This window comes from Cribrihabitans marinus, assembly GCF_900109035.1.
In the GTDB taxonomy this organism is placed as follows: Bacteria; Pseudomonadota; Alphaproteobacteria; order Rhodobacterales; family Rhodobacteraceae; genus Cribrihabitans; species Cribrihabitans marinus.
Genome location: NZ_FNYD01000012.1, coordinates 19,980 through 45,000, shown reverse-complemented (window position 1 = coordinate 45,000; position 25,021 = coordinate 19,980). Strand labels below are relative to the sequence as shown.

At 67.9% G+C, this 25,021-nt stretch carries 20 protein-coding genes; 12 read left to right on the top strand and 8 right to left on the bottom strand.

Annotation, left to right across the window (positions count from 1 at the left end):
* Nucleotides 1-13: 13 nt before the first annotated feature.
* From BMX57_RS17645 to BMX57_RS17620, 6 genes are all read right to left on the bottom strand, one after another.
* The gene (locus BMX57_RS17645) at nucleotides 14-1,378 is read right to left on the bottom strand and encodes a cbb3-type cytochrome c oxidase subunit I (RefSeq protein ID WP_092370361.1); all 1,365 of its coding nucleotides are present in this window, start codon (nucleotides 1,376-1,378) and stop codon (nucleotides 14-16) included.
* A gap of 13 nt (nucleotides 1,379-1,391) precedes the next feature.
* Nucleotides 1,392-1,844: a c-type cytochrome gene (locus BMX57_RS17640; RefSeq protein ID WP_092370358.1), complete on the bottom strand. Its 453-nt coding sequence runs from the start codon at nucleotides 1,842-1,844 to the stop codon at nucleotides 1,392-1,394.
* A 196-nt stretch (nucleotides 1,845-2,040) separates the two neighbouring features.
* Nucleotides 2,041-3,279 carry an MFS transporter gene (locus BMX57_RS17635; protein WP_143057942.1) on the bottom strand — a complete coding sequence of 413 codons (1,239 nt, stop codon included), beginning with the start codon at nucleotides 3,277-3,279 and terminating at the stop codon, nucleotides 2,041-2,043.
* Entirely contained in the window at nucleotides 3,276-3,980 is a 705-nt protein-coding gene (locus tag BMX57_RS17630) for a cytochrome c biogenesis protein CcdA (RefSeq protein ID WP_244892205.1), read from the bottom strand. The genes BMX57_RS17635 and BMX57_RS17630 overlap by 4 nt, the downstream gene beginning before the upstream one ends.
* Before the next feature lie 121 nt (nucleotides 3,981-4,101).
* The gene (locus tag BMX57_RS17625) at nucleotides 4,102-5,274 is read right to left on the bottom strand and encodes an NnrS family protein (RefSeq protein WP_092370349.1); all 1,173 of its coding nucleotides are present in this window, start codon (nucleotides 5,272-5,274) and stop codon (nucleotides 4,102-4,104) included.
* Nucleotides 5,271-7,301, bottom strand: coding sequence for a NosR/NirI family protein (locus BMX57_RS17620; RefSeq protein WP_092370346.1), 2,031 nt, complete (start codon nucleotides 7,299-7,301; stop codon nucleotides 5,271-5,273). Before BMX57_RS17620 ends, BMX57_RS17625 begins: the two co-directional genes overlap by 4 nt.
* A 113-nt stretch (nucleotides 7,302-7,414) precedes the next feature.
* Here BMX57_RS17620 and BMX57_RS17615 point away from each other — a divergent pair, with 113 nt between their 5' ends.
* The 12 genes from BMX57_RS17615 to BMX57_RS17560 all read left to right on the top strand — a co-directional run bounded on the left by BMX57_RS17615 (nucleotide 7,415) and on the right by BMX57_RS17560 (nucleotide 19,243).
* Complete coding sequence (locus tag BMX57_RS17615) at nucleotides 7,415-9,169, top strand: nitrite reductase (RefSeq protein ID WP_218142436.1); 1,755 nt, start codon at nucleotides 7,415-7,417, stop codon at nucleotides 9,167-9,169.
* Between the two features lie 94 nt (nucleotides 9,170-9,263).
* A complete protein-coding gene (gene cobA / locus BMX57_RS17610) occupies nucleotides 9,264-10,037 on the top strand; it encodes a uroporphyrinogen-III C-methyltransferase (RefSeq protein ID WP_092370343.1) in 774 nt (257 codons plus the stop codon).
* On the top strand, nucleotides 10,030-10,392 hold the full coding sequence (locus tag BMX57_RS17605) for a c-type cytochrome (RefSeq protein WP_244892204.1): 363 nt from the start codon (nucleotides 10,030-10,032) through the stop codon (nucleotides 10,390-10,392). Before cobA ends, BMX57_RS17605 begins: the two co-directional genes overlap by 8 nt.
* Entirely contained in the window at nucleotides 10,389-11,534 is a 1,146-nt protein-coding gene (locus BMX57_RS17600) for a cytochrome D1 domain-containing protein (protein ID WP_092370340.1), read from the top strand. Before BMX57_RS17605 ends, BMX57_RS17600 begins: the two co-directional genes overlap by 4 nt.
* Nucleotides 11,535-11,536: 2 nt before the next feature.
* Nucleotides 11,537-12,526, top strand: a complete 990-nt coding sequence (ahbB, locus tag BMX57_RS17595; protein WP_092370337.1) for a siroheme decarboxylase subunit beta — start codon at nucleotides 11,537-11,539, stop codon at nucleotides 12,524-12,526.
* Entirely contained in the window at nucleotides 12,523-12,972 is a 450-nt protein-coding gene (locus BMX57_RS17590) for an Lrp/AsnC family transcriptional regulator (protein WP_092370334.1), read from the top strand. Before ahbB (BMX57_RS17595) ends, BMX57_RS17590 begins: the two co-directional genes overlap by 4 nt.
* Nucleotides 12,969-13,454 carry a siroheme decarboxylase subunit beta gene (ahbB, locus tag BMX57_RS17585; protein ID WP_092370331.1) on the top strand — a complete coding sequence of 162 codons (486 nt, stop codon included), beginning with the start codon at nucleotides 12,969-12,971 and terminating at the stop codon, nucleotides 13,452-13,454. Before BMX57_RS17590 ends, ahbB (BMX57_RS17585) begins: the two co-directional genes overlap by 4 nt.
* A gap of 1 nt (nucleotide 13,455) precedes the next feature.
* Entirely contained in the window at nucleotides 13,456-14,667 is a 1,212-nt protein-coding gene (nirJ, locus tag BMX57_RS17580) for a heme d1 biosynthesis radical SAM protein NirJ (RefSeq protein WP_092370328.1), read from the top strand.
* Nucleotides 14,668-14,680: 13 nt separating this feature from the next.
* On the top strand, nucleotides 14,681-16,273 hold the full coding sequence (locus tag BMX57_RS17575) for a nitrite reductase (protein WP_092370325.1): 1,593 nt from the start codon (nucleotides 14,681-14,683) through the stop codon (nucleotides 16,271-16,273).
* 13 nt (nucleotides 16,274-16,286) lie between these two features.
* Nucleotides 16,287-16,493, top strand: coding sequence for a hypothetical protein (locus BMX57_RS17570; protein ID WP_342341980.1), 207 nt, complete (start codon nucleotides 16,287-16,289; stop codon nucleotides 16,491-16,493).
* A gap of 94 nt (nucleotides 16,494-16,587) precedes the next feature.
* The gene (locus BMX57_RS17565; RefSeq protein WP_092370319.1) at nucleotides 16,588-18,342 is read left to right on the top strand and encodes an adenylate/guanylate cyclase domain-containing protein; all 1,755 of its coding nucleotides are present in this window, start codon (nucleotides 16,588-16,590) and stop codon (nucleotides 18,340-18,342) included.
* An 88-nt stretch (nucleotides 18,343-18,430) separates the two neighbouring features.
* Entirely contained in the window at nucleotides 18,431-19,243 is an 813-nt protein-coding gene (locus tag BMX57_RS17560) for a class I SAM-dependent methyltransferase (RefSeq protein WP_092370316.1), read from the top strand.
* A 16-nt stretch (nucleotides 19,244-19,259) separates the two neighbouring features.
* On the opposite strand, the gene BMX57_RS17555 is transcribed toward BMX57_RS17560, so the two are convergent.
* Together BMX57_RS17555 and BMX57_RS17550 are read right to left on the bottom strand one after the other, a co-directional pair.
* Nucleotides 19,260-21,179: a caspase family protein gene (locus BMX57_RS17555; RefSeq protein ID WP_244892203.1), complete on the bottom strand. Its 1,920-nt coding sequence runs from the start codon at nucleotides 21,177-21,179 to the stop codon at nucleotides 19,260-19,262.
* A gap of 18 nt (nucleotides 21,180-21,197) precedes the next feature.
* Nucleotides 21,198-25,010 (bottom strand): two-partner secretion domain-containing protein, encoded by a 3,813-nt coding sequence (locus BMX57_RS17550; protein WP_244892202.1) that lies wholly within the window; start codon nucleotides 25,008-25,010, stop codon nucleotides 21,198-21,200.
* Nucleotides 25,011-25,021 lie beyond the last annotated feature (11 nt).

Genomic DNA, 25,021 nt, shown 5'->3' with positions numbered 1-25,021 from the left:
CATCCATCTCGGGTCACTCCGCGGGTTGGGTTGCGTCGGTCGAGATGACCTCGCGCCGCGGCACCCACATGGCATAGATGAACACCAGCGCGCCGATCACCACGGCAACACCGGCGCCGAAGCGCATCCAGTAGAACACTGCCAGCTGGTCCTGCACGTCCATGTAATAGTCGCCCAACACCCGCTGCAGGTGCGTCTGCACCGTGCCGGCAAAGGTCAGCACGAAGGTCATGAACGCCATGCCCCCGGACATCAGCCAGAACGAGCCCATGTTCATCACCTGGTTATAGGGATCGCGCCCTTTCAGGATCGGCATCGCATAGCTGAAGATCGCCAGGTTCAGGGCCACATAGGCGCCGAAGAAGGCCAGGTGCCCGTGCGCGGCGGTGATCTGGGTGCCGTGGGTATAGTAGTTCACCCCGTGCAGCGTGTGCAGGAAGCCCCAGACGCCGGCGCCGAAGAAGGCCAGCGTGGCACAGCCCAGCGACCACAGAAGCGCGGCCTTGTTGGGATGGTCGCGGCGGCCCTTCCAGACCATGACGAAGGCAAAGGCCATCATCGCGAAGAACGGGATCACCTCGAGGCTGGAGAAGATCGAGCCGATCCACTGCCAGTAGCCGGGCGCGCCGATCCAGTAATAGTGGTGGCCGGTGCCCAGGATGCCCGAGAACAGCGCTGCGGCGACGATGACATAGAGCCATTTCTCGACCACCTCGCGGTCCACGCCGGTCAGCTTGAGCATCAGATAGGCCAGGATCGAGGCCATGATCAGCTCCCACACGCCTTCGACCCACAGGTGCACGACATACCACCAGTACATCTTGTCCAGGCTCAGGTTGGCGGGGTTGTAGAAGGCGAACAGGAACAGCAGCGCCAGACCCCAGAGGCCCAGCAGCAGGATGTTGGTGATCGCGGTCTTCTTGCCTTTCAGTACCGTCATCGAGACGTTGTAGAGGAACATCAACGCCGCCACGACGATGCCGGCCTTGACCCATTTGGGCTGTTCCAGGAACTCGCGCCCCTCCTTGCCCAAGAGCCAGTTGCCCTCGAACAGGTTGAAGGCATAGGTCAGCACCGCGCCCAGCGTGCCAACCACCAGGATCGCCAGCTGCACATAGGCCAGGGTGGGCGAGTGGATCTCGCGTTCGGATTCCTCGGGGATGAGGAAATAGGCGGCGCCGAAGAAGCCGGTGATCAGCCAGACGATCAGGGCGTTGGAGTGCAGCATCCGCACGATGTTGAACGGCAGCAGCTCCGACAGGAAGTTGGGCGAGACATAGATCCAGCCCGCCAGCAGCCCCATCAGCACCTGCACCGCAAAGAGCGCCATGGCCACGGCGAAATAGGCCAGCGCGATTTTCTGCGATTGGTATTTCATGTCTTGTCCCTCCTTAGCCGGCGTCGTTCGGCGGCCAGTCCTGCGCGTCGATATTGTCGGTCCAGATCAGGAAATCGGTCAGGTTCCGGATCTCTTCGTCGCTCAGGTTGAAATTCGGCATCTGGCGGCGCCCCTCGATGCCGGTGGGTTGCGCCTCCATCCAGCCCTTGAGCATCTCGAACGCGCCTTCGGGATCGTCCAGGACGCCCCAGCGGGTCATCACGTTGCCGACCTCGGGGGCGAAATAGGCGCCCTCGCCCAGGATCGAGTGGCAGTTCACGCAGCCGTGCTTCTCCCACAGGTGCTTGCCGGACTTGACGCTCTCGGTCAGCGTCTCGGAATTGGTCGAGGTGTTGACGATATAGAGGTGTGAATGGGCCGAGAGGCCCAGAAAGATGAGGATGAAGAACAATGACCCGCCATAGAAAATGTTGCGGGCCATGGCCTTGGTCATGACTTCGCGCATCGCGCTCTCCTTTGCGCCGCTTGATGGTGCGCTCAGGTATGCGGGCTGGCCGGACGGGGCGCCTTAACGAAAGTCAAGTTTGCCGGAAATGGTGTGGCGCTAGCCCAGGCGGCGAAGGGCGGTTCGGCGGGCTTTCCAGACTTTGGCCGAGTGTCCGCTTTTCATCCGGATGGCCGAGCAGCCTCGTCCATCTCCTTCATTCTCTTGGGTCGATGCGCGCGAGAAACGTGGCTTGACCAATTGCGGCAGCTAGCGCAGCCGCAAATACGATCCATGTACCCGAGGCGGCGACGGCCAAACCGCCGACAAGCGGCAGAACGAAAGCGGGTGCAGTCAGCGCGTTGAAATACCCGCTATAGGCAGGGCGTCGGTCGTCCGGCGATATCTCCATCAGCAGACCGATGACCGCAATCGTCAAGCCATTCGCCAAGGCGCCCAGAACGAAGAATACGGCGAGCAGAACCGGCATGGCTGCCTCTGGCGGCACGGGTATCAGCAGAAGAACCAGAAGTGCAATTTGCGGAGCCGTGCGGGCAATGGCGATCCCGCGCATAAGGCTCAATTTGCCCCGGCTATCGCCCCACCAGCCCCATAGCGGATTTCCCGCAAGCGCCCCGACGGTCTGGGCACCGAGCAAAAGCGCCACGTTTTCCAAACCAACGCCAAGCCCGTTGGCCGCGACGATAAAGAACGGAGCGGCAATAAGAACCGCGCCGCCGCACCATTGCGCAAAGACGAAACGGCGGAACACCGGATCGTCTCGAAACGTCACAGCCCCCTCACGCAGATAGGCGGTGAAACTTGTGGCCGCTTTGGCAGGCGTCGTCTGTTCCGGCTCTCCCATCGCAGTGAAGATGAAGGACGAGACCAACATCAGGCACGCCGCGATCCCCAGCACCGCGGCATAGGAGATCGGGAAATCGAGCGTCCGGAGCAGTTTGTCCGCCAGCGCGGCGACAAGAAGGGCAACGACCCCTCCCCCGAAGAAGCGGATTGAAAGCATCCGGCTCCGGCGGTCAGACGGAACCGACCGGGCGACGATGTCGTTGTAGGGAACGCCGACGATCCCGCTGAGGAACGCGTAAAGCACCCACAGCACAAGTGTCACCGCACCGAGCGCGGCGTAGCTCCAGCCGAGAGTCGCGCCGACCCAGAGGGCGATTGCGAGCATGGCAATGGCCGCCGTTCGTCCAAACGCGCCGAGGACATAGAACGGCATGGAGGACGCACCACGACCGGCGAAGTAGCCAACGAAAAGTTGCGGGAGAAGCCAGCCGAGCCGCAGGATCGTCGAAACGGCTCCCACGGCGACGGCGCTGCCCGTCAGTTGAAATACCAGCGCCGACATCACGGTTGCGCTGTCCACCGCCGCCGAACCAGCCTGGAATGCGGTACCTGCGCCCGCGACGTGCCAGAAGCGGCGACGGGGGGTCACGTCCCACTCCAGTCCACGGGTTCCACGAAGAGGCCAAACCAAACCGACCAGCCCAGCCCGATGAAAATCATGCCCAGCAGCCAGCGACGCGGCCGCAGCCAGTCCGCAAGCCGGTCAAGGGGCCGGGCGAGGCGGGGTACGACGGAGAGCGGCAGGAGTGGAAGTGACAGCGCCAGCGCGAAGACCCCCATCATCAGAAAACCGGTCGTGGCCGACCCGCTGACGGTCGCTGTACCGATAAGCCCGAAAAGGACTGGTGCGGCGCAGGCGGGAATGTTCAGGCCGAACGCCAACCCCTGAAGCAGCGGGTTGGAGGCAACCTTCCATCGTTCGGGGGCCAACCCGATGCGGTGGCGCATTATTTTGTCCCATCCCGCTAATATCGCAGACCCAAGGCCAAGATAAATTGCACCGAAAGCTAGCCACGCACCGGTCTGAACCTCGATAAGGCCCTGGCCCAGAACGACGATCAAGCCACCAAATCCACCCATCACGACGAGCCGGGCTGATAGAAAGATGAAAGCTGCGCTGATCCGCTGACCCATCGGGCGGACTCTCTGGCCTCCCAGAAACAGCATGTGTGCGCCGATAGTGCAGGGTTCTATAAAGCCAAGTAGCCCGAGGCCGAATGCAAGCAGCAGGGTTTGATAAGTGATCTCCATAGGTGCCTTTGAAATCAAGGTGCCTTTAAATTCATTCACCTAGAAGCTTGATGCTAGAACTTCCGGCAACGGGAGGGTCAAGCAACCTTTTCGTGAGTTGACCTGGGCTGCATTGCAGAAATCCTGCAACTTGGCCTCGAACCCGCCGCCCGCATCCGCCCTACCCCGCCACCCTCGGCCCGGTGAGTGCGGGCCAGAGCGCAGCGACGAAGAGGCCGAAGGCCAGCACCCAGAGCAGCCCCGCCATCAGCGAGCCCGCCAGCCACAGGGTCGGCACCGTGCCCGCGACCCAGCGCAGCAGCCCGGCGCAGGCGATCATCGCATAGCCCGCCGCCACCGGCCCCGGTGCCACCAGGTCGCGGCCGGAATGTCCCAGCACGGCGCGGCTCATCACCGCGAGCGTCATGCCGCCCACCGCGCCGATGCCCAGCACGTGCAGCGCCGCCACCTCGGAGCCCAGGCCAAGCCCGGCCAGCCCCCACAGGACCAGCCCGGCGGCCAGCATCGCAAGCCCCATATGCAGCGCCAGCAGAATCGGCCGGGTCAGGCACCAGCGCCAGCGCCAGCGCGCCAGCCGGGCGATCTGGGCCAAGCCGAAGACCAGCGCCACCGCAGCGGTCACGACTGGCGCGACCGGCAGCAGCACCAGCAGCGGCAGCGCCAGCGACAGGATCAGCGCGGCTTTCTCCAGCCGCGCGTCGCTGACCGGCCAGCGCGCCTCGTCCACGCCCTCGCGCTTCATCGCGTTGCGCGTGAAGGCCGGCGTCACCCGCCCGCCCAGCACCGAGATCATCGCGCAGACCGCCAGCAGCCCGGCGCGCAGCCCGGTCCCGGCATCGCCCCAGGCGGCCCCGATCCAGTCCAGGTGCACCATCAGGTTGGCGGCCCAGATCAGCCCGAGAAACAGCAGGAACATCATGTTCTGCGGCTTGGGGCGCTTGACCAGCTGGCTGAGCAGTTTCAGCGACAGCACCGGAATGAAGGCCAGGTCCAGCACCGCCACCCAGACCGGCGGCAGCGCGCCGGCATACCAGACCGCGATACGCCCGGCCAGCCACAGCCCGGCGGCCAGCGCGATATAGCCCTGCCGCGCCCCTGGCGCGCCCGTCCAGTTCGGCACCGCGGTCAGGAAGAACCCGCCGATCGCGGCGGTGGCATAGCCGAACACCATCTCATGCGCGTGCCACCCCAGCGGCGAGACCGAGCGGCCCGGCGCGTCGGCCAGCCCGGCCAGGTCCAGGCTCCAGACCGCGATGGCGAAGACGCCGAACAGGCCGGCGGCGAGAAAGAAGATGCGGAAACCTTCGGTGAAGATCCGGGTCAGGGCGGTCATGTCGCAGCTTTCGCTTGGCCCGCCCGGGCGCGGCGTTTCAGCGTCGGGCAGGTGTTGGGGTCGAAATAGATCACCTGACAGCGCAGGCAGAGAACGCATTCATTGGGGTTGATCCGGCCCAGCGGGTCGATGGCGCCGACGGTGCATTTCGGCTCGCACAGCCGGCATTCGCGCCCGCATTGCGGACGCCGGCGCATCCAGTCGAAGATCTTGAGCTTGGCCGGAATCGCCAGCGCCGCGCCCAGCGGGCAGAGATAGCGGCAATAGAACCGCTCGATGAACAGCCCCGCCGCCAGCAGCGCCAGCACGAAGAGGACGAAGGGCCAGGCGCGCATCATCCGCATCGAGATCGCGGTCTTGAAGGGCTCGACCTCGGCCAGCACCAGCGCATCCTGCATCGAGTAGAAGCTGAGCGCGAGGATGGCCAGGAACAGCGTGTATTTGATGATCCACAGCCGTTCATGCAGCGGTTGCGGCACGGCGATCTGGCGCACGCCCAGGCGCTGCGCGATCTGGTTGGTCAGCTCCTGCAGCGCGCCGAAGGGGCACAGCCAGCCGCAGAACACGCCGCGGCCCCAGAACAGCAGCCCCAGCGCCACCCCGGCCCAGAGGGTGAAGATCACCGGCTCGATCAGGAAGGTCTCCCACCGGAAGCCGCTCAGCAGCGATTGCACGAAGGCCACTACCTGCACCACCGAGAGCTGCCCGTTGATGCCCCAGCCCAGCCAGACCAGCGTGACGGTCAGGAAGGACAGGCGCAGCCCGCGCCACAGCCGGGGCCGGCGCACGATCCATTCCTGTGCCAGCAGGATCAGCGTCAGCACGCCCTGCATCGTGGCCACCCCGATCACCGCCCATTTGCGCCGCTCCCAGGTCTCGCGCCAGAGCGGCGCGGGCTCGGCCGGCGGCGTGTTCTGATAGGCCTCGGGCAGGGCATAGTCGAGGCCGCGCACCATCTGCGCGGGTCCGCGCGTGGCGGTCAGCTCCAGCGTGAAGGGCGCGGCCGGGTCGAACCCCTCGCCGCCGACCTGGAACAGGCTGCGCTCCTTGAACTCGGGCAGGCCGGCGGGCAGCTTGTCGATGCGGATATAGCCCTGGCTCAGCACCGGATAGCGCGCGCCGCCCTGCACCAGCGCCAGCCGGTCGAAGAGGCCCGAGCGCCGCCAGGCCATGCCGCGATGGGAATAGAGCCCGCGCGAGGCGACGAACAGCGCCACCTTGCCCTCGGGCAACGCCGCGACCACACGGGTATAGGCCTGCTGGCCCAGGATGTTGCGCCCGATCGCGGGCGGGTCGATCACCGCGGCGAAGAGCTCGATGAAGGCGCCGTCACCGGGCTCCAGCGGCGGCGCGGCCTCGGGCATGGCCTCGGCGGCCTGCGCCATCGTGACCCGCAGCCGGCCCACCGCGCCTTCCTCCAGCAGCGCCTGCCAGTCTTTCCGCTCATAGCCGACCCGGTTGATCCGGCCCGCGTCCAGATAGCCCTGCGCCAGGGCCAGCGCGCGCCCGACCCGCAGAACCGAGTCGCGGATCACCCCCGTCGTGACGGTGGCGCGCGAGATGATGTCGGGCGCCCCGGCCTCGGCCAGCGCGGCGGATTGCTCGGGTGCGGCCAGGTCGACCCCGGCGAAACCGCCGACGAATCGCGCGATGTCGGCGTCGGAAAGGCCCAGGGTCAGGATCGGCTCGGCATGGCGCATCAGCCGGGCGTCGGCGATGCGCGCCTCGGGCGTGACCGCCACCAGCATGTCGATGGGCCGGCCGGAATAGCCCAGTGTGCGCGCGATCTCCCAGCTCGACCCGATCACCCCCTGCGCAGTGCCGTTGGGCGCGCTCACCGCCCATCGGGCCGGCGCCTCGGCAACGCGGGTGACGATGACCGGACCCTCCAGGCCCAGCATCTCGGCGGCCAGCGCGGCGTCGGGCCGGGCCGGGGCGATGCCGGGCGCGGCCGGCAGCCGCTCCTGCGCGGAGAGCGGCAGGGCCAGCAGCACAAGGCACAGGGTTCTCAGGATCACGGCGCGCATGGATCAACTGCTACGCGCGGCCACCGGGCACGGCCTTAACGAAAGTCAAGGCGGCGCGCCCGGCCCGATGACAGACTCGTGAGTGCCTCACCATCCCGAACGGAGTACCCGTTATGAAGACACCCAAAGCCATCCGCGCAACGCTGCTCATGACCGGCGCCGCGCTGACGCTGGGCCTGGCCGCGCCAATGGCCGTGGCCCAGGACAAGCCAAAGGACCATGCCGATGGCCCGGCGGCAGCCTATGAGCCCAGCATGACCACCCTGGGCCAGATCCAGGTCGAGATTCCGGGCCGCAAGCCCGGCGACCCGGTGATGACGCCTTCCGAGTTCCAGAAGGCGACAACCATCTATTTCGAACGCTGCGCCGGCTGCCACGGCGTGCTGCGCAAGGGCGCGACCGGCAAGGCGCTGACCCCGGATGTGACCCGCGAAAACGGGTTCGAATATCTGCGCGACTTCATCACCTACGGCTCGCCCGCGGGCATGCCCAACTGGGGCACCTCGGGCGAAATGACCGAGGAAGAGATCGACATGATGGCGCGCTACGTCCTGCTCGAGCCGCCGGCGCCGCCCGAGTTCGGCATGCCGGAGATGAAGGCCAGCTGGAAGGTGCATGTCGCCCCCGAGGACCGTCCGGCCGAAAAGATGAACGACTGGGACATCGACAACCTGTTCTCGGTGACGCTGCGCGATGCCGGGCAGATCGCCCTGATCGACGGCGCCAGCTATGAGATCAAGAAGGTGATCGACACCGGTTACGCGGTGCATATCAGCCGGATCTCGGCCTCGGGCCGCTATCTCTTCGTGATCGGCCGCGACGCCAAGATCAACATGATCGACCTGTGGATGGAGAGCCCCGACACCGTCGCCGAAATCAAGATCGGCTCCGAGGCACGCTCGGTCGAGACCTCGAAGATGGAAGGCTGGGAAGACAAGTATGCCATCGGTGGCAGCTACTGGCCGCCGCAATACGTGATCATGGACGGCGACACGCTGGAGCCGCTGCGGATCAAGTCGACCCGCGGCATGATCTTCGACGAGGAGACCTATCACCCCGAACCGCGCGTGGCGGCGATCCTGAGCTCGCACTACAACCCCGAATTCATCGTCAACATCAAGGAGACCGGCAAGATCCACCTGGTGGACTATTCCGACATCAACAGCCTCAAGATCACCGAGGTCGATGCCGAACGGTTCCTGCATGATGGCGGGCTGGACAGCACCAAGCGCTATTTCCTGACCGCAGCCAACGCCCGCAACAAGGTGGTGGTGATGGACACCAAGGAAGGCGACGTCGAGGCGGTGATCGACACTGACGGCCTGACCCCGCATCCGGGGCGCGGCGCCAATATCAACCACCCGACCTATGGGCCGGTCTGGGTCACCTCGCACCTGGGCGACGACACCGTTGCGGTGATCGGCACCGACCCCGAGGGCAACCCCGACCACGCCTGGAAGATGGTGCAGCAGCTCTATGCGATGGGCGGCGGTTCGCTCTTCGTCAAGACGCACCCCGAGTCCGACAACCTCTATGTCGACGCGCCGCTGAACCCGGATGCCGAGATCTCCGGTTCGGTCGCGGTCTTCAAGGTGGCCGACCTGGCGCAGGAGGAACCGGAATTCACGGTTCTGCCGATCGTCGAATGGGCCGGCATCGCCGAGGGCCAGCCCCGCGTGGTGCAGGGCGAGTTCAACAAGGAGGGCAACGAGATCTGGTTCTCCGTGTGGAACGCCAAGGACCTGGAATCGGCCATCGTGGTGGTCGACGACAAGACGCTTGAGCTGAAGACGGTCATCAAGGACGAGCGCCTTGTGACGCCGACCGGCAAGTTCAACGTCTACAACACTCGGGCCGACGTCTACTGACGACGGACCGGCGGGCGGGTTCCTCTGCGTCTCTTGGAACCCGCCCCTTTTTCCCCCTGACCGCCAGCCAACCAGCCAGAGGACGGAACACGCCATGACCAAGCCGGGACAAGTCTACCTGATCGGAGCCGGACCGGGCGATCCCGAACTGATGACGCTGCGCGCGCTGCGGATGCTGGAAGCGGCCGACGTGGTGGTCTTCGACCGGCTGGTTTCGCCCGAGATCATGGCGCTGGCGCCTGCCGGCGCGCGGCGGATCGCGGTCGGCAAGGCGCCGAAATGCCATACGGTCCCGCAGGACCGCATCAACGACATTCTGCTGACCGAGGCCCGCGCGGGCCACACGGTCGCGCGGCTCAAGGGCGGCGACCCGATGATCTTCGGGCGCGGCTCGGAAGAGGCCGCGCATCTGATGGCCCACGGCATCGTGGTCGACTATGCCCCCGGCATCACCGCCGCCCAGGGCGCAAGCTGCGCCACCGGCGTGCCGCTGACCCATCGCGGGCTGGCCACCGGCGTACAATATGTCACCGGCCACCGCCAGGCGGGGCAGGTGCTGGATCTCGACTGGAAGCGCCTGGCCGATCCCGCAACCACGCTGGTGGTTTACATGGGCGTGGCCAATATCGGCCAGATCGCGGTTGGCCTGATGACCGAGAAACTGCCGGGCGCGACCCCGGTTCTGGCGGTCAGCCGCGCCACCACCGCCGCCGAGCGCCGCATGGTCTCGCGGCTCGACCGGGTGGCCGCCGATGTGCGCGAGGCGGGCCTGAGCGCGCCGACACTCTTCATCATCGGCCAGGTCGTGTCGCTTTACGCGCAGGCCCCGGTCGAACGGATTCTGGAACGGGTCGAGGCGCATGGCTGAAAGGCGCAACAGGCCCCCGCGGCGCGGCTGGCTGCTGCGCGCGCTGACGGTGATGGTGACCAGTCTGGCCGGCGCGGCCTTTGCCGCCGATCCCGAGGCCCCTGCCCCCGATGCCGAGGCGCTCAAGCGTCTGGTGCACCAGGATTGCGGCTCGTGCCACGGGCTCACGCTCAGGGGCGGGCTGGGCCCCGACCTTCGCGCCGAGACCCTGCAGCATTACGACACCGAGGTGCTGACCGGAGTGATCCTCGACGGCATCCCCGACACCGCCATGCCGCCCTGGCGCCCGCTGATGAACGAGGCCGAGGCCGAATGGGTGGCCCGCTACCTGCTGACGCCAGAGGAGGACCGATGACCCGCCTTGCCCTCACCCTTGCCGCCGCCCTGCTGGGCACAACCGCCCTGGCCGAGCCCACCGCCACCGGCGATCTGGGCCTGGTGATCGAACGCGCCACCGGCTCGGTCCTGCTGGTCGACCAGTCCGACCGCGCCGCGCTGGCGCGCATCGGGGGGCTGGGCGATCTCAGCCATGCCAGCCTGGTCTATTCCCCCGATCAACGCTTCGCCTATGTGTTCGGCCGCGATGGCGGGCTGACCAAGGTGGACATCGTGACACGCGAGATCGCCGGCCGCGTGGTGCAGGCCGGCAACGCCATCGGCGGCGCAATCTCGGACGATGGCGAGCTGGTCGCGGTGTCGAATTATGAACCCGGCGGCGTGCGCGTCTTCGACGCCGACACGCTGGAGCTGGTGGCCGACATCCCCACCGGCGGCAAGACCATCGGGCTGGTCGATGCGCCGGGCCGCCGCTTCGTCTTTACCGTCTGGGACAGTGGCGAAAGCTGGATCGCCGATTTCTCGGGGCCCGGAATGCGCACCACACGCATCCCCGGCATGGGCAAGAACCCCTATGACGCGCTGATCACCGCCAATGGGCGCACCTATATCACCGGCCTGTTCGGGCAGGACGGTCTGACCGCGCTCGACCTCTGGGCCGAGACGCCCGAGCCGATCCGCGTGCTGCCCGGATATGGCCGCGGCCAGCAGGAGATGCCGGTTTACAAGATGCCGCATCTGGAAGGCTGGGCGCATACCGGCGCGGAGTTTGTCCTGCCGGCCGTCGGGCACCACCAGGTGCTCTGGGTCGACGCCGCCACACTCACGGAAACCGGCCGGACAGAGACCTACGGTCAGCCGGTCTTTGCCATGGCGCGCCCCGACGGTCGGCATGTCTGGGTCAATTTCGCCCATCCGCTGAACGACACGATCCAGGTCATCGACAGCGTGAGCAAGCAGGTGATCCACCAGTTCAAGCCCGGCCCGGCGGTGCTGCACATGGAGTTCACGCCGCGCGGGCACGAGGTCTGGATCAGCGTCCGCGATGCCGGAAAGGTCATGGTCTACGACACGCAGACCTTCGAGAAACTGCGCGAGATCGAGGCCGACAGCCCCTCGGGCATCTTCTTCACCGCGCGCGCGCACCGGACGGGGCTGTAACCATGTGCCATATCACCGACCCCATCGACCGCAGCCTGCTGGATGACTGGCAGCGCGACCTGCCGATCACCGACCGCCCCTTTGCGGCCATGGCCGCCGCACTCGGCATCTCCGAAGACGATGTGCTGGCCCGGCTGAACCGCATGAAGGTCGCCGGCCGCATCACCCGCGTCGGCGCCACCGTGGCGCCCGGCACGGTCTCCGCCAGCACGCTGGCCGCCGTCGCCGCGCCCGAGCCGCGCATCGACGAGGTTGCCGCGATCATCGGCGCGCAGCCCGGCGTGAACCACAACTACCTGCGCGAGGACGAATGGAACCTGTGGTTCGTGGCCACCGGCCCCGACCGCGCGCATGTGGACGCGACCCTGGCCCGGATCGGGGCGCAGACCAGGTTGCGGGTGCTGGACCTGCCGCTGGTGCGGCCCTTCAACATCGACCTCGGATTCCGCCTGTCGGGCGACGTCGCCACCGTGCCGCCGCGGCGCAAGGTGGACCGCGCGGCGCTGCGCGACGGCGACCGCGAATTGCTGCAACAGCTGACCACCGGCCTGCCGCTGACGCCGCGCCCCTATCACCGCATCGCCACGCTGCTGCACCGTGACGCCGACGCGGTGATGGACCGGCTCGCCGCGCTGGTCGCGGCCGGGATCATCACTCGCCTCGGCGTCATTGTGCGCCACCGCGCGCTGGGGTGGTCGGCCAACGCGATGGTGGTCTGGGACGTGCCCGCCGACCGCATCGGCGCCGCCGGCCCGGCGCTGGCGGCGGTGCCCGGCGTGACGCTGTGCTATCAGCGGCGCATCGTGCCGGGGATCTGGCCCTACGGGTTGTTCTCGATGATCCACGCCAAGTCGCGGGCGCAGGCGCGCGAGGTGCTGGCCCGCGCCGCCGCCCTGCCCGAGTTGTTCGGGGCGCCGCACAAGGTGCTGTTCTCGACCCGCTGCTTCAAGCAGACCGGCGCGCTGATCGCCGACAAGGAGGCCGCCGCATGACCCTCGACGCCACCGACCGCCGCATCCTCAACCGGATGCAGGACGACCTGCCGCTGGTCCCGCATCCCTATGCCGCCGTGGCCGCGGAGCTGGGGCTGGAGGAGGCCGAGCTGCTGGACCGTCTGGCCCGGATGAAAAAGGCCCGCGTGATCACCCGCTTCGGCCCCTTCTTCGACGCCGCGGCGATGGGCGGGGCTTTCTGCCTCTGCGCGATGGCGGTGCCGGACGCGGAATTCGAAGAGGTCATGATCAAAGTCAATGCGCTGCCCGAGGTGGCGCATAATTATCAGCGCACGCACCGGCTGAACATGTGGTTCGTGCTGGCCTCGGAAACCCCCGGGGGCATCGCAGCCGCCGCCGATGCGATCGAGCGGGAGACCGGGCACAAGGTGCTGCGCTTTCCCAAACTGCAGGAATTCTTCATTGGCTTCCGGGTGGCCGCATGAGCATCGACACGACAGACCGCGCCATCATCACCGCCCTGCAGGGCGGGCTGCCGCTGGTGCAAGCGCCCTTCGCCCAGGTGGCCGAGGGGCTGGGGCTGGCGGAATCCGACCTGATGGACCGCATCGCGGCGATGAAATCCAGCGGCGTGATCCGCCGCATCGCCGCCGCGCCCAACCATTACAAGCTGGGCATGGTGGCCAATGGCATGACCGTCTGGGATGTGGACGATGCCCGCATCGACGCGCTGGGTCCGCAGGTGGGCGCCCTGCCCTTCGTCACCCACAGCTATGAACGGCCCCGCGCCCGGCCCGACTGGCCCTATAACCTCTTTGCCATGGTCCACGGGGCAACCCGCGACGAGGTGGAGGCCAAGCGCGCGCAGATCGCCGCGCTGCTGGGAGATGCCTGCCGGGGCCATGACATCCTCTATTCCACGCGCATCCTGAAAAAGACCGGGCTGCGCCTGAAGGAAAGGAACTGACATGTTCCGTCTGACCGAATACATGCACCAGCTGGTCACGCCGACGCCGCCGCGCAAGCGCCGCCCCGGGCCGGTGAAACCGGTGGTGATCTGGAACCTCACGCGGCGCTGCAACCTGAAATGCCGGCACTGCTACACGGTTTCGGCGGATGTGAACTTCCCCGGCGAGCTGAGCCACGAGCAGGCGATGGCCACGCTGGACGATCTGGGGCAATTCAAGGTGCCCGCGATCATCCTGTCGGGCGGCGAGCCGCTGGACCGGTTCGATTTCTTCGACATCGCCCATGGCGCGCGGCCGCTGGTGCGGATGCTGGCGCTCAGCACCAACGGCACCAAGATCCACGGGCAAACCGCCGACCGCATCGCCGAGGTGGGGTTCGACTATGTGGGCATCTCGCTCGATGGGATCGGGGCCACCAACGACTGGTTCCGCGGCGTGGACGGCGCCTTTGCCGATGCCCTGCGCGGGGTGCGCGAATGCAAGAAGCGCGGCATCAAGGTGGGGCTGCGCTTCTGCCTGACCGAAGGCACCCATCACCACCTGCCCGACCTGCTGCAGCTCTGCGATGACGAGGGGGTGGACAAGTTCTATCTCAGCCACCTGGTCTATGCCGGGCGCGGCGACAAGAACCGGGGCGAGGACGCGGCGCACCGGCGCACGCGCAAGGGGCTGGACCTGCTGCTGGACCGCGCCTGGGTGGCCGCCGCCGAGGACATGCCGCTGGACATCGTGACCGGCAACAACGACGCCGATGCGGGGTATTTCCTTGGGTGGGTGGCGCGCAATTTCGACGCCGAAAAGGTGGCCCATATACGTGCGCACCTGGCCGCCTGGGGCGGCAATTCCAGCGGGCTGGGCGTGGCCAATATCGACAACCTGGGCCGCGTGCATCCCGACACCTACTGGTCGGATTATACCGTGGGCAACGTCAAGACCACGCCGTTCTCCGAGCTGTGGACCGGCGACGACCCGATGCTGGCGATGCTGCGCACCCGGCCCCGGCCGCTCAAGGGGCGCTGCGGCGCCTGCACGCTGCGCGACGTCTGCGGCGGCAACACCCGCATTCGCGCGCTGCAGCTGACCGGCGATCCCTGGGAGGAGGATCCGGCCTGCTATCTCAGCGATGCCGAGATCGGCGTGGATGCCGCCGACCGCCTGACCGTCACACCGTTCCGAGGCAAGAGACATGATCCCGCGCACCAGTTCTTCTGATCCCGCCGTTGCGATGCCTGCGAGTGCGGGAGCCTCCGGCGGGGATATTTTCAGCAAGAGGAAGATCAGGGCTGCGCTGATCGTGGCGACCTTGGCGCTTGGCGGCGCTGCGGTCGCGGGGCCGGTGAAGGATTATGCCGACATGTGCGCCTCCTGCCACGGCGCCGACCGGCTGGGCGGGCTTGGCCCGGCGCTGATCCCCGAGACGCTGGGGCGGATGCGCGGGCCGAATCTGGACGCGGTGATCGCGGCGGGCCGGGCGGCCACGCAGATGCCGGGCTTTGCCGAGGATCTGGGCGCGGACCGCATCGCGGCGCTGGCCGAATACCTCAAGACGCCGCTGGAAGACGTGCCGGACTGGGGCGAGCCGCAGATCATGGCCAGCCGGATGCTGGACGAGGATTACGCGGCGGCAGACGCCCCGGTCTGGGACAGCGACCCGATGAACATCACGCTGGTGGTGGAGACCGGCGATCATCACGTCTCGGTCCTCGACGGCGACACGTTTCAGGTTCTGGACCGGTTCGAGACGCCCTTTGCCGTGCATGGCGGGCCGAAATTCAGCCCCGAGGGGCGCTATGTCTTCATCATGTCGCGCGACGGCTGGGTGCAGAAATACGACCTGTGGTCGCTGCAACAGGTGGGCCGGGTGCGCGCCGGCCTCAACAGCCGCAACATCGCCATGAGCCATGACGGCAAGTGGCTGGCGGTGGCCAACTACCTGCCGATGTCGCTGACTATCCTGTCGACCGAGGACCTGTCGGTGGCCCGGGTGATGGAGGTGATCGCCAAGGACGGTACGCCCAGCCGCGTCTCGGCGGTCTACCAGGCGCCGCAGCGGCAGAGCTTCATCCTTGCGCTCAAGGACGCGCCCGAGATCTGGGAGGTGGCGACCGACCCCGAGGCCGATCCGGTCTATGAGGGCTTCGTGCATTCCCGCGAAAAGGGCATGGTCGAGGGGATCGCCTCGTCGCAGGGCCTGTTCGCCCGCCGCCGGATCGAGCTGAGCGGGCCGCTCGACGATTTCTTTTTCGACGACGATTACCGCAATCTGATCGGGGCCGCGCGCGATGGCGTGCGCGGCGTGGTGGTCAACCTCAACGTGGGTCGCGAGATCGCTGAGCTGCCGCTGGAAGGGATGCCGCATCTGGGCTCGGGCATTAGCTGGGACCGAGACGGGCGCCGGGTGATGGCCACGCCGCACCTCAAGGAGGGCAAGCTGAGCGTCATCGACACCGAAACCTGGGAACGGCTGGCGGTGATCCAAACCGAAGGCCCCGGCTTCTTCCTGCGCAGCCACGAGAACACGCCCTATTTCTGGGCCGACGTGTTCTTTGGCCCCAACCGCGACGCGATGCATGTGATCGACAAGCAGAGCCTGGAGATCGTGCGCACCCTGCGCCCGGTGCCCGGCGCCACGGTGGCGCATGTGGAGTTCACCCGCGACGGGGCGTACGCGCTGGTCTCGGTCTGGGAGGATGACGGCGCGGTGATCGTCTATGATGCGCAGACGCTGGAGGAGGTCACCCGCCTGCCGATGCGCAAACCGTCTGGGAAATACAATGTCTGGAACAAGATCACCTTCTCCGAAGGCACCAGCCACTGAGGGCCGCTGGCCGGTGTGGAAACTGGCGGCGCTGTTCTACCCCTTCGCCGCCGCGGCGGTGGCGATCAATCTGTTCCTTGCGGGGCTGATCCTGCACGGGATCGGCGGCCCGGCCATCCCGCCGGTCACCGCGCTGATCTGGTCGCTGCCCCTGGGCGTGCCGGCGACCTGGGCCTGCGGCCGCTGGGTGCGCGGGCTGATGGACCGGGCCGAGGGGTAGGCGGTTCGCACCGGGCGCGCAAGAATGGTTTCCATCTGACGCCCGAACCCCTGTAGGCTGATTGCGCGGGTCCCGGCAGGGCCAAGGGGAATCCATGGCGCAATCTTCAGATCACCGTCGGCTGGCCGCGATACTGGCGGCGGATGTCGTCGGGTATTCGCGGATGATGCGCGCGGACGAGGCCGGCACGCACCGGGCGCTGCAGTCCCACCGGCAGGCCGTGTTCAACCCGGCGGTCGCGGCGCATCGCGGCCGCATCGTCAAGCTGATGGGCGACGGCGCGCTTGTGGAATTCGCAAGCGTGGTCGATGCCGTGACCTGCGCCATCGAACTGCAACAGGGCGCCGTGCCGCCGGATCCGGCCAGTCCGGCCATCACGCTCAGGATCGGCATCAACCTGGGCGATGTCATCATCGACGGCGCGGATATCTATGGCGACGGGGTCAATGTCGCCGCGCGGCTCGAGGCGCTGGCCGATCCCGGCGGCATCTGCGTGTCATCAGCGGTGAATGAAAGCCTTGGCACCCGCATCGGAATCGCATTCCACGATTGCGGCGAAGTCGCCGTCAAGAACATCGACGCGCCGATCCGGATCTGGAAATGGCACCCCGACCAGCCACCCGGACTGGCCGGGGCGCCGGCTGCAAGGACCGCGACGGCGGCGCGGGCGTCGATCGCGGTTCTGGCCTTCGACAACCTGTCGGGCGACCGCGAGCAGGAGTATTTCTCGGACGGGATCACCGACGACATCATCACCGACCTGTCCAAGGTCGGCAGCCTTCTGGTGATCTCCCGCAATTCCAGCTTTGCCTACAAGGGCCGGAACACGGATATCCGCACCGTGGGCCGCGACCTGGGCGTGGCGCATGTTCTCGAGGGCTCGGTCCGTCGCGCCGGCACCCGCCTGCGCATCACCGCGCAGCTGATCGACGCGGCCAGCGGCGCGCATCTCTGGGCCGACCGCTATGACCGCGACCTCGCGGACATCTTCGCGGTCCAGGACGAGGTGACCCGCTGCATCGTCGATGCGCTGAAGGTGAAGCTGACACCGGCCGAGGAGGACCGGATCGGTCAGGTTCCGACCCGCAGCGTCGAGGCGCATGACCTGTTCCTGCGCGGCCGCGAGGCGCTTCTGAGCAGCGCCAATACCAGGGAGATGTTCGATCTCGCCCTGCGCTCGTTCAACCTGGCCATCGATCTGGATCCCGACTACGCCGAACCCTATGTCGGCCTCGCCCACGCCTATAACCGCGACTTCCAGAACAAGTGGCTGGGCCGCAGCGACAGCATGGACCTGTCGAAGCGTTATTGCCGCCTGGCGCTGGAGAAGGATCCCGACCTGCCCTACGCGCATTACGTGGCCGGCCTGAACATGTTCTGGGCAGGCGACCTCAAGGCCTCCGCGGCCGCCATTGAGCGGGCGCTGAAACTCAACCCGAATTTCGCACTGGCGATCGGGATGCGCGGGCTTGACAAGATCTATGGCGGGACCCCGCTCGACGGCATCGCGGACCTGCAACTGGCGCTGCGGCTGGAGCCGATCATGGGGCACCAGTATCTGCATTTCATCGGGACCGCCTATCTGCTGGCCGGAGACTACGAGAATGCGGTCAAGAATTTCGAGGAACGCATCCAGGCCTCGCCGACAACCGACCTGACACGCGGATTTCTGGTCTCGGCGCTTGGAAACCTCGGCCGCCTGGACGAGGCGCGCGCGGTGCGCCGCGAGCTGGGTGCGATCAATCCCCGATATTCCTTCGCGGACCATCTGGGGCGCCTGCCCCTGAAGGATCCAACGAAGCGGGACCTTCTGAGGCAGGGATACACCAACGCAGGGCTTGCCGACTGACCGGTCCAGCAGTCCTGCGGGTGTTGCAATGGCGACTTTGTGGCGCAGTCGCGCTACTGTGCCGGCCGACCTGCTCACGGAGGGACGAATGCCCGACACCGATTCCGACTTCACCGGCTCGATTCCCGAAATCTACGACTCGCATCTCGTGCCGATCCTGTTCGCGGGCTATGCCGACGACCTTGCCCGCCGCGCGGCCCGGGGCGATCCGAAATCGGTGCTGGAGTTGGCCGCGGGCAGCGGCGCGGTCACGCGGGCGCTGGCGCCGCGTCTGGATGGCAACGCCCGCTATGTGGTGACCGATCTCAACGCGGCCATGCTGGAGCGTGCCCGGCAACACCATGATGACGACCGGCTGGACTGGCAGGCGGCGGACGCGCTGGCGCTGCCCTTCGACGATGACAGTTTCGACGTGGTGCTGTGCCAGTTCGGGGTGATGTTCTTTCCCGACCGCCCGGCGGGCTTCGCCGAGGCGCGCCGGGTGCTCCGCCCCGGTGGCCGGTTCGTGTTCAACAGCTGGGGGCCGATCGAGAAAAACGACTTCTCGAACCGGGCGGTTGCCACGCTGATGCGGCTCTATCCCGAGGATCCGCCGCAGTTTCTGGCGCGAACCCCGTTCGGGTATTCCCAAGCCGCCCGGATCGAGGCCGATCTGGCGGCGGCCGGGTTCGGCGACGTGCGGATCGCGGAGCTGGAGATGGAAAGCCACGCGGCGCAGGCGCGCGATTTCGCTTTCGGACAGTCCTATGGCTCGCCCCTGCGCCTGGAGATCGAGGCGCGCTCCGGCCCCACGCTCGAACAGGTCGAGAAGGCCATCACCGAGGACATCGCGCGCGATTTCGGCGCGGCTCCGGCCGCGGGCCGCATGTCGGCCCTGGTTGCCGAGGCCACGGCGCCCTGACGCCGCCTCTCCCCGGTCAGTCCACCAGTGCGGCGGCGTCGAAGCCGCCGTTGCGCCAGCGTTCCAGCGCGGCGGTGAAGCCCGGACCCGCCAGCCCGTCGATGGCCGCGTCGTAAAACCCCGCCGCCGCCAGCTGCGCCTGCACCGAGCGCAGGGTCTCGCGCGACCATTGGTCGGGCGCGCCGGTCAGCTGCGCGATCACCGTGCCGTCATCGGCGGCCGCCCCGCGCAGCAGCATCGAGGCGGCGCGGGCGGGATCGGCCGCCACCCCCCTGCCCTCGTCCAGCAGGATCGCGGCGGCCAGCCAGCCCTGGTGCTCGCCCTCCTGCGCGGCGCGGCGGAAATAGTCCAGCGCCTGCGCCGGCTCTCCGAACACCCCGTCCTGCGCCAGAACGCCCAGGTTGAACGTGGCCTTGGCCGAGCCGCCCTCGGCCGCCTGTTGCAGCAGCGACAGCGCGCGGGCGTTGTCGCGCGCGACCACGCGGCCCTCGAACAGGGTCACGGCAAGGTTGATCATCGCGTCCAGGCTGCCGCCCTCAGCGGCGCGCTCGTAAAGCTCCAGCGCCCGGTTCATGTCCTGCGGCAGGCCGGTGCCGCTTTCATGCAACTGCGCCAGGCTGACCATCGCCCTGAGGTCGCCGCGCTCGGCCGCCTGGCGGTAGAGCGTGACCGCGCGCTCGATGTCGCCGGCGGCGATGGTGGCCCGCGCCAGCAGCGCCACGTAATGCGGCAGTTCGGGCGATTGCGCCGCCGCCGCGCTGCAGGCCTGGATCGCGCCCACCGCGTTGCGCTGCAACTGGGAAAAGGGCACGCCGGTGATCCGCGCGGTGCTGTCGCGGGGATGGGTGGCCAGCCGTTCGCAGATGCCGCCCGGCGTGCTGTCCTCGGCGCGCGGGATGCTCTGCAGCAGCCGCTGCGCCTGCCCGGCACGGGCGCCGTCGGGATATTGCTCGAGGTAGAATTCCAGCAGCGGCCGCATCCGGCTGCGCTGCGCCAGCTTCCACAGCCGCTCGGCCTGTTCGTCGCTGTCCGGGGCGCTCAGGTTGCGCGTGGCGCTCTCGCCGGCCCCGCCCAGGAACGCCATCACGTCGCCCACATGCGCGCCCTGCGGATAACGGTCGACATAGAGCTGCATCAGCGCCGGATCCCGCGCATTGGCCGCCACCTGCCACAACAGCGTCTCCTCCGATGCGGTGGCCGGGCTGGTGTCGAAGCGGAACTGCCGTGTGAGCGAGGAATTGTCCCACGGGATCTGCCGCCCGCCGGTGGCCGCGATCACGTCCTTGCGCACGTTGATCATCAGGTCGGAAATGTCCTGGCCGGGCGTGTAGATATGGCTCAGCAGCGCCTCGGTGAAAAACGAGTTCCGCCCGGTGCCGTCATAGGCCACGTTGTCGGGCTGGGTGGCATAGGCGAAGAGGAAATCCGCCGCGCTGCCGACCCGGGCCAGCCCGTCGGACGCATCGGGCAGGTCGATATCGAACGGGTTGTCGCGGCAGGCGTCCAGAAAGATCAGGCGCAAGCCGTCCGAACGTTCCATGCGGCTTATGATGTCGCCCATCGTCACCGTCTGATCCGGCACGTCCGCACCCGAGTTGATGCGCGCATCCACAGGCACCAGGTAGTTCACCCCGTCCGACTGGAACCCGTGCCCGGCATAGAAGAACAGAGACACATCGGCTTCGGCGGCGGTCGCGCCGAAGGATTCCGCCAGGCTCAGCATCTCGTCGCGGGCCAGGTCGGTGCCCAGGAACACCTCGAAGCCCAGCCCCTCGAGCGCGATGGCCAGGTCCGACGCATCGTTGATCGGGTTATCCAGCGAGGTGACATCGGCATAGTTCGAGTTGCCCACCACCAGCGCCACGCGCCGCTCGGCCAGCGCCGGAAGGGCGCCGGCAATCAGGCAGAAGGCAAACACGAGAACTCGCACGGGCACCAGACGGGTCCTCCGGGGTCAGAGTTCCAGCACGCGGGACATGCCGATCTCGGCGCGGCCCACGGCGGCGATGACGGTCTCGGCCTGCTGACGGTGCAGCCCGGCCAGTTCGGGATCCGTGGCGCGGATCAGGGAGATCGCCTTGCGGATCTCGGTCTCGGCGGTCTGCAGCGCGGCGCGGGCCTTGCCCACTGCCTCGCGCCGGATCGCGGCGCGCTCGGCGGCGCTGGTGGCGACGGCCAGACGGGCCTGCGCCTCGGCGCCTGCCGCGCGGATCCCGGCCGAGGCGTCGCGGATGATGTCGGCGATGCCCGACAACTCGGGAGGCAGCTCCGAGACCAGCCGCTCCAGGTCGTCGGAGTAGCTGTCCATCGCGTCGGCGAGACAGGCGAGATACGCGCCGACATCATCATCCTGGCCTGCGCAGGCAGCGGCGCGGGCTTCGAAATCCTCCGAGAAGCTCTCGACCGTGCCCAGGGCCAGCGCCGCGCGGTCGGTCGGCGTGACCGCAGTGCCGCCGGTCGTGCCGCCCCCGGTTCCGCCGGTGCCGCCGGTGATCGTGGTGTCCACCGTGGGCGGCGGCGGGATGACCGGCACCGGTGGCACCGGCGGGGTCGCCTCGGGCAGGACCGCCAATTGGCCGGGCACCAGGGCGATGCTGTAGTTGCTCAACCCGCTGCCCGCGGGCGTGCCCAGGTTGATCGCATAGGGGCTGCCGGCGGCGGTGGCGTCGGATGCTGCGCCGGCGCTGCTCAGCGCCACGCTGCCGACGCTGTCCGAGAACACCAGGCCGGTCACCGCAAAGGCGCTCTGGTCCAGCACGAATTCGTCGTTCTCGACCCGGCTCTGGTTCAGCGCTGTGACGGTCAGCGGCGCCGGCGTGATCGTCGCCGTGGCGCCGAGCGAGCGCACCGCATAGCCCACACCCTGCGCCGAGGTCAGGCCGGTGACGGGAATGGTGAAGGGCGTCGTGCCCACGGTCTGCGACCCGTAGCTGAGGTTGGACAGCAGCCCGGACGTGTCCAGCGTGTCGCCCAGCGGCCCGAAGACGAAACTGCCGGCCCCGCCGCCGATGGTGCCCGGCGCGGTGGCGGTCGGGGTCTGGCCGTATTGCACGGTGAAATCGCCCGGCTGGACGAAGACCACCGGGCTGGTGGAATAGTTCGTCGGATAGGCCCCCGGCGCGCCCGGCGCCCAGGCGCCGGCGAAATCCCAGCCCAGAGGCTGGGTCAGCGCCAAGAAGCCGGCGGTGTCCTGGAATTGCGCCGTGGTCAGCCCGGTGCCCGCCGCGCTGGTGCCCACGCCCGAGGCATCGGTGTCCCAGAACGAGTTGATGACGGTGCCGGTGTTGAGACCCACGAGCCCGCCGACCGCCGCGGCGCCGGTGGCCGAGGGGGTGCCGGCGGAGAAGGAGTTGGTGATGGTTAAGCTGCCCGGCGGGATCGGTGCCTCGTTGATGCCGACCAGCCCGCCCACCGCGCCGCCATTGCTGGCGCTCTGGGTCAGGGTGACGTCAGCCAAGGAATAGGAATCGGTGATCGTGCCCTGCTCGAACCCCACCAGCCCTCCTGCCGAGACGAACGCGCCGCCGGATTCGCTGACATCCACCGTTCCGCTGCTGTGGCTGCGCAGGATGGTGCCGAAATTCTGCCCGGCCAGCCCGCCGACCGAGGCCGGCGTCGCCGCGAAGGAGAAGGCGTCGATCTCGATATCGGCAAAGCTGTCGCGGATGATGCCGGCATTGGTGCCGACCATGCCGCCGACGACCCCGGCCACCATCTGCAACACGCCCTCGACCGAGGAATTGGCGATGGTGCCCAGGTTGGTGTCGGCCAGCAGCCCGCCCTCGTCATTGCTGACATCGGCATCGACCAGCCCCAGGTCTGTAACGGTGGCTCCGGCGGAGATGGTGCCGAACAGCCCGCCATCCACGAAATCGTTGACGAACAGGTCCGAGATCACATACCGCGCCCCGTCCAGCGTACCGCTGAAGACGGGAATGGTGTCAAAGCCGAACGGGCCGTCGAATTCGCGCCAGGTGCCCGTCACTTCGGCGTCGATATCGTTGGCCAGGACGAAACTGGCCGAGGGCAGCGCCCCGGTGCGGATACCCTGAACACCGTAAATATCGGTCAGGCGGTAGGGATCACCGGCGCCGCCGGTGCCGCCGAGCGCACGTAGGAACGTGCCGGTATAATCCGGATCCAGCCGGAAATCGTCGGCGTCAAAGGCCGGCAGGACCGGACCAAGCTGGATCCAGTCACCGGCGAAGATCTCGAACAGCCCGACGCCGATTGCGCCGGCCGGCCCGGTGGTGATGGTGCCACCGGCTAGCACGGTCAGCGCGCTGCCGATGATCGGCGCGTTGATCGCGATATCGTTGTCCGCGTCCAGACCCAGCGAGAAGCCCGAGCTCCAGCTGATCGCCTCGTTGATGGTGATGTCGCCGGCATCCGGCCCCGGCCCGCTGGTGTCGAGGGTAAAGCTGGTGGTGGACAGGTTCGACTCGATGGTCGCCGCGTCGATGGTGCCCGGCACGGTGATGTTGCTGGGATCCAGCAGCAGCATCCCCACCTGCCCCGCCGGCGCGCGGGTGTCGGCCAGCCCGCGATAGCGCAGGTCGGCCAGGCCCGAGACCTCGGCAAACCCGCCATCGCCGCCCGCATCGCCGCCGCGCGCCGAGATCTGTCCGCTGAAATCGGTGAACACGTCCGACCAGACCACGATGCGCCCGCCATCGCCGCTCTCGCCGCCATCGGCAATCAGCCGGGTGGCCGCATCCACATGCGCGGTCAGCGCGCGCGCCAGGTCTCCGCTGCCCTTGAAATCGCCGCCGACCCGGATCAGACCGCCCTGCCCCGCGCCCGCCCCGCTGGCGACCAGCGTGGCGCCGGCCAGTTCGATGGCCGCGCCAGTGATGGTGATGTCGCCACCCGGTTGCGTTTCGGGACGCGCCACCGGGCGCGGGCTGGTCGCCACCTGCGCCCGCGCCGATGTGTCGATGCGCCCAGTGACGCGCACCGCGCCGCCGCCGCCGCCCAGCACCACCGCGCCGCTGCGCCCGCCGACGCTGCGCGCCTCGATCACGCCGGACATGTTGACCACCTGCCGTGCCGCGTCGCGGGCGCTGGCGGCCATCATGTGCACCTGCCCGCCCTCGGCCTCGATGCGGCCCGAATTCTCGACCAGCGCCTCCATGGTCTCGTCGCCCTGCGAGGGCACCGCCACCTGCAGGAACCCGTCGCCCGAGACATCCAGCGTCACCCGCTCACCCGCGGCCAGCCCGACCCTGCCCAGCGGCACCCGGATCACGCCCGAGTTCTTCGCCCGCCCGCCAATGAGCGCGGCATAGCCGCCCGGCACCACGTCGATGCGCCCGGCATTCTCGACCGTGGCCGAGCTTCCATCGCCCTCGAACCGGTAGCGCCCGGCCATGAAGTCGTCGGTGCCGATGCCCAGGGTCGAGGCCACGAAGCCGCCGGTGCCGATCCGGCCGGTGGGGCCGATGAAGATGCCGTTGGGATTGACCACGAAGATCTGGCCGTTGGCGGTCAACTGGCCGTGAATCTGGCTGGTGGTGGCGCCCGTCACCCGGTTCAGCAGCGCCGATTGCACGCCGGGCTGGGTGATGTCGACCCGGCCGCCCTGCCCGATGGAAAAGCTCTGCCAGTCGATCACCGCCGCGCCGGTGGTCTGGCCGATGGCCATCTGCCCGCCCGAAGGCGCGCCGATCACCGCGCCGCCGGCCACCACGCTGCCGCCCGTGGGCAGCTCCTGCGCCAGGGCCGTCGAGCCCAGAAGCGCCGCGACCAGGCCCAGCCCGGGGCGCACTACCCGCGCCC